We start from the raw sequence: 13,306 nt of genomic DNA on the forward strand, positions 1-13,306 counted from the left end.
TTTATCTCGGCTCTGGAAGAAAGGACATTAGGCAGGCTGAGCATATGGCGCAGTTCTTATCTTTGTTGATCCCTCTCATCCACTCCGACTTCCCAGTTTTTACTATCTCCGTACCCTTGTTCTCTAAGGTAATCCACCCGCTTGATATGCTTAGAGGAGTTCCTTAAGTAATCACTGTATTCGACCAGTCCCTTTGCTCCAGCCCTTAGCTTGAGCTCGATGATACGTTCCTCTTCAGAACGTATACCTGACTTGCGGCCTAGTTTGTAAAAGAAAATCAGAACTCCAATGATGCCAGTGCAGCACCAGCCAAACTCTAGTGCAGACATGTCACTCTTTCACCTTACTCATTCCTGTAAAGGTAACGGTTTTTAAGATAGTCAACGTACTAGCAATCACTATGCAAATTATAGATCGTAATTACCCGATATAGAGCAGTCTGGAACATTCCTCTTGACGTCCATATCATCAAAATATGTTAGCCAAAACTAGGCCAATCATTTGCAAAGTATGAAGCGATAAACTCCTCATGTGAGGTCATCATAGCCTCTGTATGCATAGCAATACGCTCAGGTAAATCCTTGGGGGAGGCTAGCAAGAACACGGGGCTAGCCAACCATTTTTCTATGCGCGCCGTGAACTCTTCGTTTTCCAGAACTTGCAAATACTCAGCTTCGTTCAAGACGAATGCTTGACACTCTTCTGGCTCGATGTCGTTAGCAAAATCATGGCTAATGTACAGCTCAAGTTGGTCCTTGTATGGCCCGATAAACAATATTTCATTGTCACCAAGGTCAACATAAGAGCCCTTGGCCTGGGCTAACAGTAAGCTGGCAAGTGTATGAGCGGCTTTCATTGTGCGCTCGTATGAAGGATCCACTTCTGGATTTGTAGAGAAATGCCGAATAGTCCAATTGAAATCCATTATTTAAGCCTCAAGAGTCTTTGAGATTGACAGCAGGCATTATCTCGCCTGGAATAAAAGTAACCCTTATAGGCCCCTAGGAAAAATCTGGGGCGTTAACCTGGGCGCAGCCCTATTCCAATGCTCTATGGCTCCATTTGCTGACCGGGCCCTGGCGTGCGAGGACAGCAATAAAGTGGGATGTTCCTTTTGTTGCGACGCCTGTCTACATGCCAGGCTCGATGGTTTCAGGATAACTAACTGGAGTAGGTAGCCTTGGCTCGGTACAGAGTGTGGGATCAAAGCCGTATCGGCTAACCCATTCTTGGGGAAATCGTCGAGTATTGAGGATGCTGATCAGGCGATTGGGATTAGGCTCCTCGTTGGCCAGCAATTCTGCAGCAATGCTTGGCGCAGTCGTAGGGCTGAAAGAAAAACGATCAGTAAGATTTTTGGTTACGGCTTCAACTGCCTCGCGCTCAGCTTTTGGTATAGCCTCATAAGCGGGCCCAGAGAGTTTACCTGTCCAGAGAGTGTTGAGTGTTCTCTCCGAAAGCGATGGGTGAGGGTTAAAGATTTTATCCAAGCCCAGCCATACAGCTTTGGGCAGCCAAGATTTCCAGCCATCCCCAAGGGCAGTACGCATACGGTTTGCCTTTTCCGCAATTGCTGGCGATACCTTGTCATGAATCGTAAGGCTTTGTCGTAACAGGGCACTTTGGATCTGCGCGTAAACGCTGTGAGCCGCAATCACCATCAACAAACCAGTTCCCATGGCTGCATGTGCATGAGAGAGGCCGGTCATGTTTTCAACATTGTGCAGAAGGTTGTTAACGAAGTCTGGTGCTAGTAACTTGAAGCCCCCATATGTCGCTAGACCTGAGCCGGCCTTGAAAAGCAAACTGTTCTTGGCAGTTAAATGATCAAGCAGTGATGGTAAACCCACGGCCTTGCTCATAAACGTAGCCACTTTCTCGCTACGTTCCTCGCCTATTTGAGTCAATACATACCTGATTGGAGCCAGCTTAGCCAGGCGATTCCACTTGGCTCGTTCTTCTGCAAAATGATGTTGGACATAAAGACTATCTAGGATGCTTGGTTTTGGCTTAAGAGGCTCAAGAATTGCGTCTGCTGCAGTTGCGCTTATGGGCCTCACTTCCACACGCCCATAATGGGCTTCTAGGTCTTTGAGTCCGCTTTCTAATTGATTAGTTAAATCTGAAAGATCTATTGATACTTGGCTGTTGCGCCGAGACATTTCTTTAGGGTGATCATCCATGATGTGCTCCTTTTCCGAGTCGAGCTTCTATAGCTGGAAGAGACATATCTGCTAAGGACAGCAATTGAGTGAGTAGGGCTGAGGCATTGGAAAGAGTCTGATGGTCGCCCTTCTCATAGGCCTCGGTTGCAAGAAGACCTGACAGCGTTATTCGTTCAGCCAGAAGGTTTAGCTGCGCAGTGAGATTTTGGCGCTCAGTAAGGTCTGTATGCTCATTTGTGACTATGAGCGTTACCGCCTCACCGCATTTAACAAGGCGCTGTTGAGCCTTGTTTATGAGTTGTTCAAGAGAAAACATGGGTAACAAAGCCGTGTAGCCGTGAAGGAAAAATCATACCCCTCTTTGCAATGAGATACACGATGATAAAACAAAGAAAAAACGGCCTGAGTTTTGCGGAGGCACTCTGCGGCTGTAAAACACTCAGAGCGAGGGGCCTTCATACTCAATGTAGTGACGTTGTGGTCTAAGAGATTCGATGAGCTCGATCGTGTTTGGATCTGACAACAGCAGTGATAGCCCAGGATGAAGAGGGGTAGGCAAGCTTGCTTCAGTAGTCCACTGATATGCGTGCGTTTCATCAGTGATCATTGGATCAAACTCATCATCAACGACAACTATAAAGTTATGGTAGGTGAAACCTGAAGGATGACGAAACACGAAGGCAGGGTAAACATCACTACCTTGTGGATCCAGCAGCACGCCTTCCTCTTTGAGTTCTCGTATAAGGGCTTCAACAGGGCTTTCTTCTGGGTCAACAGCGCCACCCCATGTTCCCCATGTTAAGGGCTCTAGCACGAGTTCCGAGCGCTGTTGTATCAGAAGCCTGCCGGTTTTACGCGACAGAACTAGAGCGCCAGCCCCTTGTTTTCCCCAGAAGCCTGTTTCTTGAAGGGCCTGACAATGCTCAGTGTATGCATCCATATGCTCATCGCTCATAGAGACCCTCAATAATCGCTGAGAAAAATAGGTTGCTGGCCGGCCAGCTCTTCAAGCACTAGGTAGAGGGAAAACATCTTCTTTGATCATATGGGCAACGATACGCGCTAGATTACGTGCATCATCAATCCCGCGATGATGCTGGCCTTCCCATTCCAGCCCCAGCATCTCTACGGCCCGCTTCAAGCCCACCATTTTCATTTTTTTATACTTGGCGAAAGGCTTCTTGAGGTTGATATGCCTATCGGGTGGCAATAGGGGATCAGTGTTGAGCCTGGCAGCATCCTTTATGAGTTGCTGATTGTCATAATTACCCCATGAACACCAAAGCCAGCGATCACCGTAATGATCCAAAAATTGGTCAAGAGGTGAGGCAACTTCAGGATAGGTAGGGGCCCTGTCGACATTCGCCTGTTCGATATGGGTTAGCCGCTTGCAGAAGGGACTCAGTACAGGAGCAACCTGTGGTCGAATGAAAGTCGCAAATTCTCCAGTAGGTTGGGCGGTGCGAATGTCCAACATGACTGCGCCAAGTTCGATGGTTTCCATCAGTGGAATAAAGGCTTGCCCTGCGTCTCCTTCATCACACGTAGCTTCGAGGTCAACACAGAGAATATGTGTGATGGACATAAAAGGAATTCCCATGATGCAGATGTTATGCTTCTGCATATTGAATGATACACCACGATTTTTATCACGCATCAGGCCCTACAGCTACTATGGCAGCAAATGGACGCCCCGCATCCGTAAGCATTAATAGCCTCCTTGCTCACATCAAGGCGCTTAAGCTTGCCCTGGAAGAGTGGCGGCGTGCACATGACGTTCTCTATGCAGAAATTGCCGAGCATCACACTGGAGGTTGGCTCCATGGACAGCAGGAGACTAATAGCTTTGAATCCAGGATGCCAGTTCCGGGAAGTCTTAGTAGAGCATTGTGCTCGCTAGAGTCTGACGATGAAGAGTCTTTTCGCCTAATAGGGGTCGTGTATCTTCCATCTGGCGCTTCTGAGTATGTCCAGGCAGCAAATGCAGCGAGACTGCATCTTGATCAAGTCAGCCATTTGCTACGCTCGACAAAGCTTAGTGACCTTGAGCGAATGCCAGAAGGGCAAGAGATTGGTGGCAGTTCTCTAGTCTACTGGACTCGACTTCGCCCTGCGGACACTATCTGGAAGGCGGTTACTGCGACTCTGGGTGTACCTCGTATTCAGATAAGGTATGCGATCAGGCCCTTACTTCTGGAAGGATGTATGACGCCGGTGCCTCGATTTGTAACGTTTGCGCGCGCCACTCAACGTATCATCAGCGTTAAATCACTTGAGTATGCTCGCGAGCAACTTGAGCATGCCCTTGAAGCTCAAGATACACTTGCTCTCGCAGTACAGCGAGACGTCAACCGCTTCCACTATCTAGCTGGGCTGAGCCCCCGTCCTCGTCTTGCTTATATCTACCGGGGTGACAGCATCTTCTATGTTAATTTCGCCTGGTTGGATGAACACGGCGAAAAAATCAAAAAGAAAATTAAAACCTCCCTTCCATTGTTCTGGTGTGGTTCACCCCAGCGTATACAACCACCACGCTCGTTTGAGCCACGGATTCAGAAGAGGCGCTCAGACCAGCAGTACGCAGACAGCCCTGTGTTTGAGACCGTCAAACTGTATACAACCCGAGAAGTACATCAGAGTATTTTTGATAGCGCTGGATAAAATCGGACAGCCTCCTGTCTGTAGACTATAGTCCGAATGTTTTCTTACCCACTGTCGGATAGTCGATGAGTGCTCACCAGTTTTTGGCAATAAATCCCCCAGCATGGAAGCGAGCAAGATGCTTACGGTACAAAGAGGCGGTTGATATCCAGAAGCGTTTGAGGCGCATCGGAGCGTTGCTTCCAGTCTCAGACTCTGCGGATGCCGTCAGTATAGGGCGACCTAATGACGATGAATTCATCCAGGTTCCGTTGCAACATGATAGGACCATGCTCTTCTTCCTTGAAAAGAGCGGCATCGTCATGTTTGCGGGAGAGAGTAACGGTCATTACGGCCTGCACCTTGAAACAGAGGAAAGCCGATCAGTTTTTATGTCTATTGACATACCTCCGATACCGATACAGCTTGGCGATAGATTAACCTTTATATACGTGTCAGCGATCGAGTGTCCGACGCTTCAGCTTCTAACAGTGCATCACACAACAGGCAAATGGTGGGTTGATTCTGGTGCCAAGTCGGTCGCTGAATATTTTGAGTTAGAAGGCTCTGATGTGATTGCACGTCTCGACAAACGTACTTATGAGCTAGCGCACTGGGCGAGTAGGGGTGAGTCTTTAATGAAATTGCCGACGAAAACAGCTAGCTAGTCGTGTTCTCGTAGGCTCTTCTGGAGGTCAACAAGAGCAGCTAATACTAAGGCGTAATCCTTGGCTGCTTGACGTGGATAGTGATCAGTCCAGTCATCTCCATAAAGCATCTCAAGAATAGCTTCTGGAAAATCATCCAACGAAGTGGATTCGTTAAACATCTGCATTGCTCGGTAAAGATTACGAGCCTGGGCCTTGGAGATTTTTTTATGGCGCCGTAGCCGCACAATGAGATGTTTGGCCTCAGCAATGATACGCAAGAGATCCGCTGGGCGATCCTGGAATGCTGTAAGCCGTTCAGCTAGGGCGGAAAGATCGCTGATACTAGCGCTGACAATATGCTTAGCATTAGCAAACAGCTTTGAGTTTACCGTTGAGGTAAATGCTTGATCGTTGCATATCAGCGTGAAGCGAGCGGCATCGCATTGTGTTTCGTCTACATACAGAAGGATGTCTTTGCCTGGGCAAGCAACGGTTATTCTGCAGAAGCTGTCACCCAACCTCATAAGATCACTGACGGTTTATTTAACATCTGGAAAATGTATTCTTTTGTAATTGATAAAATCAACACTTTTCATAAAGAAGACAAAGAAATCAGGCTTTAATCTAGCCAGCTGATTTAGGTGAATTAGAGGCTAGCTGCTTTTCTCATCGCCTGAGCAGGTAAATAGCTCCTGCTGGCGAGCTTCAATAAGTGCAGCAAAATCGGATAGGGAAATCTCAAGCACAGCGCACAAGCTGACAAGTGTGTCCAGCGTTGGGGAGCGCTTGCCTCGCTCCATCAAGCTGATGAATGACCGATCCATGTCTGCTTCAAAACCCAGCCGCTCTTGAGAAAGCTTTTTGCTTTTGCGTAATTCAGCAAGCGCACGCCCAAAAGCTTCGTTATGGCTGGTGATGCTCCGTCTAATGTTCAAGGCGCCGACCCATAAAATAAGGGTCCATTGTCAAGGTGCAAAGGATGACCGTCAGCGGACTATTGTCATCACTTCATGGGGATAAAGGGGGGCGCTAATGTGACAGGGCTATCCGGAACTTTGTGCCTTTAGCAGATGATTGGCAAAAATACCTTACGTACGGTTTAAGGAAAGGGTAAATTACCTATACATAATGTTATTCTATTAGAATTATATTAAGGTAATGGCGCCTGTGATAAATCACCTTTTCCTAACCATCGGACTGCTTTTTCTAAGCGAGTCGGCTTTGGCTGGAGGACTTTTGTCACTGGCAATGCCTAGCTCACCTCCTGAGGTTTCTCTTCCAAATGCAATTGAGGGGGCAGCCTGCCCTGGACGCGGAGCAACTGGCTTCAAGAACGACGGAGCCATGCTAACTTGCCAGAGCGGGATTTGGTCCAAGCCACAGACATTCATGAAGATCGATACCATTGTCAGTACCGTCAACTACTACTGCTCGATGGGAGATCCTGGTAATCCCCCAAATTATACTCAAGATACTTATCGCTTAACCTGCGGCTCACGATTCTGTTACCAAGCGTATGGATATGGGTTTGGGATGGTCAATGAGAATGGCCTTGGGTGGAACATTGAGCATCCGTATTACTCGCCCGGTAATACACAGATCACAGTAGCTTGTTCGAGATAATGCAATGAGACACTCGTCCGTCTCGCGGGTTAAGCCTTAATCATGACCGTTGATATTCAGAATGTACTTTCATCAGCTATCAGTTCGAGCAACTGTACGATTGAGAAATTGCCGTTCGTAAGGGAAGCTCTTGGCCAGTCACAATTAAAACCGCCTCGCAAGCCACCGTTTGGTAATGCGGAGACCGCAAAGATCTATCGAGCTGCCAAGGATCTGGCTATCAAACATAATATCTTTCGACTCTGCCGCGTCCATGAAGACGTTGATGCTAACCAGCTCACTATATGCAATCTCTGGCGTATTAAACGCTTGGCGGACAGCTCTATATCAACGCTTGAATTTGACTTGGCTGAGGAGCGTTGGAAGGAGGTTAGTGAGATACAAGGCTGGCCTGAAATTCCTTTTTACCCTATAGCCAAGACCAATTCGTTAACCTGGTGGCGCCAAGTCGTCTCACTTGCTTTGGATAAGGTACTGGATGCTGCAGGTTATAAAGATCTTCCGGAATCACTAGGACGAGGAGAAAGTCCAGACTTTAAATGCCTGCCGCCCTACAAAATGCGTGGCAAGCTTAAAGAGTTCTATCTTGGCCGCTATACGGAATCCAAGGATAGAAAAGGTAAATGGTCCCATATAGATGGACTTTTGAAATCACCTTCTATGGAGGCCGGGGCCAGGGCGTTACGTGCGGCATTTTTTGATCATGTTTACGACTCTACCTTAATGTCGGCAGTCCTGGTAATCGACTTCAGGCAGGTATCTTTTACTGAATATCTGAAATATGCGCGGTATCGAGCTGGTTTTTTGAAGGTTGCGCGCGAGCATCGCAATCTCCTACCTATCCTTCCTCATATCAACCCTGCCTACTGGGAGATGGATGATCTTTTCTCTCGTAAGCTGTGGGTTAGAGATGGGCGCAGTTCTACCAAGCTTGACCGCCGGCCGATCTCAATTGGTAGAAACCGGGTAAGAAGCTTTGATAACGTCAGAGCCTGGCGCTGGATGTTGAAAGCTTCACCTATGATCTTGGCCAACTGGTTAAACGGCGGGCAAAAATCTCAGGCGATGATGACAAACATCGCTTTGGCCAGTGTAAACATTAAAGCACCAGTTTTGGCTTATATGAAACTCGTGCGCTGGGCTTACATCTTTGATGCGTACGGCATCTCTGAAGCTATTCAGCGGTTTATAAGAGCATATCTACTTGAATCCGCCAGAGTCTGGAAGGAGGAGGGGTTTGCAGTTGTCAGGCCTTGGATAAACCAGAACGACGGATATTTGGTTTCAACCCTAGATTACTTGGATGCCGAAGGGTTTGATCATGGCTATCCAACAAAGAGGTGCACCTGGTCACAGCTTCTGCGTCGCTCAAATGAATGGCACTTACGGCTGGCGCTTGAAGAGCTTGATGACCAGCTTGAGAGAGGGGGAGATTATGAATGGAGCTCAAAGCTGCCTGAAACAGTTATAGGAGACATTGTCTTTACGCCTATAACAAATGCCAGGGCCTTAATCATAGAAGGGTTTGAACTCAAGCATTGTGTAGGTAGCTCTGGCTATATCTACCGGTGTGCCAATGGAGGTTACATGGTCTTCTCTGTTAGTGAGCCAGGCGGGGCACGGTCAACATTAGGACTGGCCATCGCACAAGGCGAGGTCTTGCTTGACCAACATCGAGGTATTCGTAATAGCGCGATCTCAAAAAAAGCTGATCAGGCTGGAAGAAAGCTGGCGAGTCTTTACCGCGAAGCTCTTAAAAAAGGTTGAATACTCTGGGTTTTACTACACAAAGGTTAAGGGCTCATGCGAACTGGTCAGAAAAGCTTGAGATTCCTCAAGAAAACCCAATCTTAGGCCGACATATTAAATTCCAACACGGAAAATATCGGCAAATGACCAAAGACGAATTACGCAACTACCTTGATAGTCAGGTTAATCGCTTTGAGCAAGTCTATGGTGGGGAAGTGGTGACTTATGCCGCTCAGCCCAAACCTGATCGTAGAGCTTGGAAGAAGCGGCCTAACCTTCTTGATAAGGCCTTTAAGGCTGAGCTTGAAAAAGAAGCTCGCCGGCAGCAGGAAGAAAAGAGCGACGCACTAGAATAGATCGAGCTTCGCTCTTAGAAGCTGGGCTTACAGAAGGCCTCGGGTTCTCATTCTCGCTTCAAGAACATTAGGCAATACTCTATAGACACCTTGCGTTACGCGTAAGGTCAAAGGTTCATAATGTGGACTATGTGCCTGGCCTGTGTGAATCTCAGAATTAGAGAGAAAGCAGCCTGTAGTTCCAACTCGGTCTTTCGGGAAATGGTCGATAAACTCCTGCCTGGTTACTACTAAGCCTTTGCCAAGATGGCCATCTATAACAGCGTCCAAGAACCGTTCTACAAGGGTCATAAAAGATCTCATGGTTGACCGATAAAAGGCTTAATCAGGCCCATTGATAGACTTGCTATGAAATGTGAACTAAATCACAATAAGAAGAATAGTATGTTATTAATACTGCTTTGGTAAAGCTTGCATGCTCATAGAGCAAAGGATCTTCAAATGACCTGCGTCAGTAAACGCTCACCAGAATCTCGGTCAGAGTCTACTGAAAGCCTGGCTTGCTTATTGAAGGAGGCATTATCGATTGTGCCCCTGCACAGCATCCCGGATAAGAGGTTTTCGACCTGGCGCATGGCTGCACGAAATGCTCTAGCTTCTAGCTCCCCAACTTATGCAATAGAGGTTGATATGGGAGTAGGTCTTTGGATGGCAAACGACGACCCACGGCAACTGCAGTTTACAGATAAAGCCGAGCTTGCTTTTAAGTTTACTCTCGAAGCCGCCCAAGCCGTTTTGGAAAGCCTTGACCTAGGGGAAGCTGACTGGTCGATGAGCTTGGTCAAATACCCGAAGCAGTGATGACAACCTATTGGCTTCGTAGGTAACTAAAGCATCATGCCGCTGCCCCCAAGATCCGGTATTAGCAAAGGGGGTATAAGGTCAGTAATCTGATAATTGCCTCACTCTTCCTCTTTGTAAGGCAGAACGGGCTTATCTAAAGCTTCAAGCATCCGCGTAAGTGTCCAGCGCAAGGATTCTACTGATTCACCTGTAACCGATACAGGGTTACTGGTATAGCCAAGCTTGGCCATTTGCTCTTCAGTCTCTTCGGTATGGTCATCAGAATAGTAAACCTCATGTATAGCTAAAAACTCCTCGTTGCTTTCGGGAGTAGGTGCGTGGCGCATAACCCTAAAATTCCATCGCATGAATCTGACCCTTCCAATTAAGAACATTGTTTAGTTTAAGGCACAACAGGGTATGAGTTGTTACAACTCCCCCAATGCTTCCTGCCAATACCTGACCAGTACGGGAAATGGCCGGATATACTTCTCGATTACTTCTGTTTACCGCTTCGAGCTCTCAATAACAGGAACAAGTTTTGAGGTATATGAGTAAAGAAAGCCTTAAGCGGTGTTACCCCGCCAGGCTTGAGCTTAATGGATCAACCTTAGCGTTAGCTCAAGAAGCTATGGATAAGCTCTGGGAGGAACGTCAGAAGGAAAGGGGTTTAGCTCCAACACTTGACCGAGCTGGTAGCTGCAAATTTGCAGCGCTGATGGCCAGGACTTTATTCGGAGGAACCTTGGTAGGCAACTTCGAGCACGTATTTGTAAGGCTTTCTACCGGGCAGCTACTTGATCTCAATGACGGTCAGCCAGATGTCATGCTGCTAGGGGACCGGGCACATGATATCGATGACAGTCCGTTCATTAGCGACTACCGAGCGTCACTTGCCTCATGCCTGCCACGTGTAGAACGATGGGCTGGCTGGGTACTGAATGAGTATGCTCTTGCTGCTGCGTCTACTCTGCTAAGTGCTGAACTTCCTCTCAATGCTTCTGGCTCTCAGCCTTCCCGATAGCGCTCCAACACAGAGACCCTATTGCACTAGCCCTCAATACATCGGATGCCCATAAGTGGAAATTGGCTACTTCTAAAAGGCATCTTTACACCTTAAATGCTGTAAAATACGTCCATAAGAACGTATAATTATCAGTTCATTTAAGGAGAAGAGCATGTGTCAGCTGTCCCTTTTGCCCCATTATCATCATCCTATTTCCTACAGTGTCTTTGAGTGTGAGGAAGACTCTTTCCAGAGCATGCTTGCTGTTTGGTATCAAGTGGCTGACCTGTTAAGAACGCAGCCTCCCGGAACTACTATTGGTTACTCAACTGGTGAGTTGGTTATGGGTAGCATTGACGGCGAGCTATACATGTTCGACTCGCAAGATCTAAGTCCGACCATGGATGCTCACGACTGTACTTTGTTCAGGCCTGATGAATTTGAAACAGATATTACTGATATGGATAACATTAGATGTGCGTTAGAGGAGTGGTTGAAATCTCCTCAGTACAGCCTATCAGTTGATCCAGAGACCTTGGCCGAGGCTATTAGAGACACCTATGAGGCGGAAAGTCAGGCTAATTGGAGGTGGAATGGCAAGGTCTGAAGGCTCAGGGCTTGTCATTCAGAAGGCGCCTGCCCAGTTGCAGGCGCCGCGGCCTAGCTAAATCAGCGGGCTAGCTTAGAGGCTTGAACGCCCTGCTGACCTTCTGTCTCAGATACTTGCTCAAGTTTTGCACCACCTACAAAAACGCCCATCTTGATAGACTGACGTACATAGTAGTTCTTACCAGCAAGCGCGTTGATCGTTAGCGTGTTATCACCAAACTCGGACTCGGTGGCCAATACATGCGAGCCAGGGTTCATCAGTCGGTAAAAATAGGTCTTAGTCGCAGTCTCACCTACTACTTGATTATCAATCTTTACCGTCTTTTTAAGCGCTGGCCCCATCGAGGAGTCGCGGAAGATATACAAGCCTGCCTGATCGGCCGGTGGTGTTGGGAATGTTTTAAGCGCCTGGTCCTTATCAGCAGATTCCATGGGTACGGATGCACAACCGGACAGCAGCGCAACAGCAAGGGCCGCTGAACACAGCATCGTTTTCTTAAACATGATGACTCTTCCTGAGTGGTCTAAAAGCGTGATGTATTCGACATAATCCTAGTCGCCTGCTTATATCCTGTCGATAGTTGTACTGCGATTTGTAATCCCAAGCGTCTGATTTCGCAGGATAAACGGCCTACTTGATCGCTTTCTTGGAGATTATGTTCGGTCTGAGAAGTCGATTTGCCAGGCCGTCCCGTCTTTTCCGTACAGAGGCCACATGTACGATCAATCCAGCAGCCGCATCCACAATTTTGCGACGCTTTGTCCTTGGGCTATCTACCTGTCTAGACCTTCCTTGCAGTCTAGAGGGGATCTTTAGAATTTTCAGGCTTGGTCTTGTTACCAGTAATCTCGCAAATGAAGCCTCTCATAACTAAAGATGTGGTATCAGCTCAGAAGTTACGTTATATACAGTAAACAGTTCGCTTACTCCCGTTATATTTTTTTAAAATAATATCTCCTGGCCGTAGGTAATTCCTAAAGCCACTCTACTATGAATAAATTTGAGTATTAGTTAGAGAAGACCATGCGCAAAACAGCACTCATGCTTGCCGTTACATCCCTAACAATTATTCAGGGATGCACTCGATTGGCAGCAGAGAAGTTTGACAAGGCCATAACGTTTCAGAATTATGAGTATTATGCTACAAATGTAAGATATGAGATTTTCGATACAAGCACAGGCCGCCGAATTCCCTCAAAATTCTTTCATAAAATTCCAATGAGGATGGCCGATGACAATTCCTGGATTGATTTTTCCACTCAGATTGGCCGTTTGTATAGGATTTTCAGTCCCAAATTCGAGCGAAAGGATCCCATAAATCTTAAACCGCTGGATCAATTCTACGATGTGTGCCTACGTTTTAGAAATCATCGTGAGCGGTTCATCACTGCATTTAATAGCAACCCGGATGCGCAAAAAGCAGGCATGGTTGCTGTTACAGAGACAGGAACTGGAGTTTTGCTTCTAACGTATCGTACCCACGGATTTATCCCCGGCGAGAGCTACTCACTCGATTGCCCCAATGTAGAGCTAGGGTTTGTCTGAAAAGTCGGCCCGCATGCATCGCTCGATACAGGCCAGCGTAACCATGGCCTTGAAGCTGCTAGCCAGCTTGTCAAAGCGAGTACAGAGCCGACGCTTTTCCTTTAACCAACCGAATAGCCGTTCGATCACGTTACGCTGTTGATACTTGGGCCTATCAAACAGGCGAGGCAGACCTGTCC

General features: G+C 47.4%; 18 protein-coding genes. 8 read left to right on the top strand and 10 right to left on the bottom strand.

Going from position 1 to position 13,306, the window contains the following annotated elements:
* Positions 1-56: 56 nt before the first annotated feature.
* The 5 genes from PLU01S_RS24290 to PLU01S_RS24315 form a co-directional block, all read right to left on the bottom strand.
* Complete coding sequence (locus tag PLU01S_RS24290; protein ID WP_074830400.1) at positions 57-329, bottom strand: hypothetical protein; 273 nt, start codon at positions 327-329, stop codon at positions 57-59.
* A 149-nt stretch (positions 330-478) separates the two neighbouring features.
* Positions 479-925 carry a hypothetical protein gene (locus PLU01S_RS24295; protein ID WP_139208975.1) on the bottom strand — a complete coding sequence of 149 codons (447 nt, stop codon included), beginning with the start codon at positions 923-925 and terminating at the stop codon, positions 479-481.
* A 205-nt stretch (positions 926-1,130) separates the two neighbouring features.
* Positions 1,131-2,183 (bottom strand): hypothetical protein, encoded by a 1,053-nt coding sequence (locus tag PLU01S_RS24300; RefSeq protein ID WP_074830405.1) that lies wholly within the window; start codon positions 2,181-2,183, stop codon positions 1,131-1,133.
* 421 nt (positions 2,184-2,604) lie between these two features.
* Positions 2,605-3,120, bottom strand: a complete 516-nt coding sequence (locus tag PLU01S_RS24310; RefSeq protein ID WP_019366918.1) for an NUDIX domain-containing protein — start codon at positions 3,118-3,120, stop codon at positions 2,605-2,607.
* 51 nt (positions 3,121-3,171) lie between these two features.
* The gene (locus tag PLU01S_RS24315; protein WP_019366919.1) at positions 3,172-3,822 is read right to left on the bottom strand and encodes a 3'-5' exonuclease; all 651 of its coding nucleotides are present in this window, start codon (positions 3,820-3,822) and stop codon (positions 3,172-3,174) included.
* A gap of 548 nt (positions 3,823-4,370) precedes the next feature.
* On the opposite strand from PLU01S_RS24315, the gene PLU01S_RS25590 reads away from it, so the two are divergent.
* Both PLU01S_RS25590 and PLU01S_RS25595 read left to right on the top strand, forming a co-directional pair.
* A complete protein-coding gene (locus tag PLU01S_RS25590; protein ID WP_139208977.1) occupies positions 4,371-4,826 on the top strand; it encodes a hypothetical protein in 456 nt (151 codons plus the stop codon).
* Positions 4,827-5,095: 269 nt separating this feature from the next.
* Positions 5,096-5,473 carry a hypothetical protein gene (locus PLU01S_RS25595; RefSeq protein ID WP_139208978.1) on the top strand — a complete coding sequence of 126 codons (378 nt, stop codon included), beginning with the start codon at positions 5,096-5,098 and terminating at the stop codon, positions 5,471-5,473.
* Here PLU01S_RS25595 and PLU01S_RS24330 read toward each other — a convergent pair.
* Together PLU01S_RS24330 and PLU01S_RS24335 are read right to left on the bottom strand one after the other, a co-directional pair.
* Positions 5,470-5,979, bottom strand: coding sequence for a phiTE_072 family protein (locus PLU01S_RS24330; RefSeq protein WP_074830418.1), 510 nt, complete (start codon positions 5,977-5,979; stop codon positions 5,470-5,472). The genes PLU01S_RS25595 and PLU01S_RS24330 overlap by 4 nt on opposite strands.
* A gap of 129 nt (positions 5,980-6,108) precedes the next feature.
* Positions 6,109-6,390 carry a helix-turn-helix domain-containing protein gene (locus PLU01S_RS24335; RefSeq protein ID WP_074830424.1) on the bottom strand — a complete coding sequence of 94 codons (282 nt, stop codon included), beginning with the start codon at positions 6,388-6,390 and terminating at the stop codon, positions 6,109-6,111.
* A 730-nt stretch (positions 6,391-7,120) separates the two neighbouring features.
* Between PLU01S_RS24335 and PLU01S_RS24340 the strand changes: the two genes are divergently transcribed.
* The 3 genes from PLU01S_RS24340 to PLU01S_RS24350 all read left to right on the top strand — a co-directional run bounded on the left by PLU01S_RS24340 (position 7,121) and on the right by PLU01S_RS24350 (position 9,984).
* Entirely contained in the window at positions 7,121-8,845 is a 1,725-nt protein-coding gene (locus tag PLU01S_RS24340; RefSeq protein WP_074830429.1) for a PcfJ domain-containing protein, read from the top strand.
* 125 nt (positions 8,846-8,970) lie between these two features.
* A complete protein-coding gene (locus tag PLU01S_RS24345; RefSeq protein WP_074830435.1) occupies positions 8,971-9,183 on the top strand; it encodes a hypothetical protein in 213 nt (70 codons plus the stop codon).
* 441 nt (positions 9,184-9,624) lie between these two features.
* A complete protein-coding gene (locus tag PLU01S_RS24350; RefSeq protein ID WP_074830438.1) occupies positions 9,625-9,984 on the top strand; it encodes a hypothetical protein in 360 nt (119 codons plus the stop codon).
* Between the two features lie 101 nt (positions 9,985-10,085).
* On the opposite strand, the gene PLU01S_RS24355 is transcribed toward PLU01S_RS24350, so the two are convergent.
* On the bottom strand, positions 10,086-10,313 hold the full coding sequence (locus PLU01S_RS24355) for a hypothetical protein (RefSeq protein ID WP_216822634.1): 228 nt from the start codon (positions 10,311-10,313) through the stop codon (positions 10,086-10,088).
* A gap of 371 nt (positions 10,314-10,684) precedes the next feature.
* Here PLU01S_RS24355 and PLU01S_RS24360 point away from each other — a divergent pair, with 371 nt between their 5' ends.
* Together PLU01S_RS24360 and PLU01S_RS24365 are read left to right on the top strand one after the other, a co-directional pair.
* The gene (locus tag PLU01S_RS24360) at positions 10,685-10,990 is read left to right on the top strand and encodes a hypothetical protein (RefSeq protein ID WP_139208980.1); all 306 of its coding nucleotides are present in this window, start codon (positions 10,685-10,687) and stop codon (positions 10,988-10,990) included.
* A gap of 154 nt (positions 10,991-11,144) precedes the next feature.
* Positions 11,145-11,579 (top strand): hypothetical protein, encoded by a 435-nt coding sequence (locus PLU01S_RS24365; RefSeq protein WP_074830447.1) that lies wholly within the window; start codon positions 11,145-11,147, stop codon positions 11,577-11,579.
* 62 nt (positions 11,580-11,641) lie between these two features.
* On the opposite strand, the gene PLU01S_RS24370 is transcribed toward PLU01S_RS24365, so the two are convergent.
* Positions 11,642-12,085 carry a DUF2846 domain-containing protein gene (locus PLU01S_RS24370; protein ID WP_019366931.1) on the bottom strand — a complete coding sequence of 148 codons (444 nt, stop codon included), beginning with the start codon at positions 12,083-12,085 and terminating at the stop codon, positions 11,642-11,644.
* A gap of 520 nt (positions 12,086-12,605) precedes the next feature.
* Between PLU01S_RS24370 and PLU01S_RS24375 the strand changes: the two genes are divergently transcribed.
* A complete protein-coding gene (locus PLU01S_RS24375; protein WP_074830450.1) occupies positions 12,606-13,127 on the top strand; it encodes a hypothetical protein in 522 nt (173 codons plus the stop codon).
* On the opposite strand, the gene PLU01S_RS24380 is transcribed toward PLU01S_RS24375, so the two are convergent.
* Positions 13,113-13,306, bottom strand: a 194-nt coding sequence (locus PLU01S_RS24380) for a transposase (protein WP_139803998.1), incomplete at its 5' end; no start/stop codon positions are given. The two genes, PLU01S_RS24375 and PLU01S_RS24380, sit on opposite strands and share 15 nt — an antisense overlap.

This window comes from Pseudomonas luteola NBRC 103146, assembly GCF_002091675.1.
Lineage (GTDB): Bacteria > Pseudomonadota > Gammaproteobacteria > Pseudomonadales > Pseudomonadaceae > Chryseomonas > Chryseomonas luteola.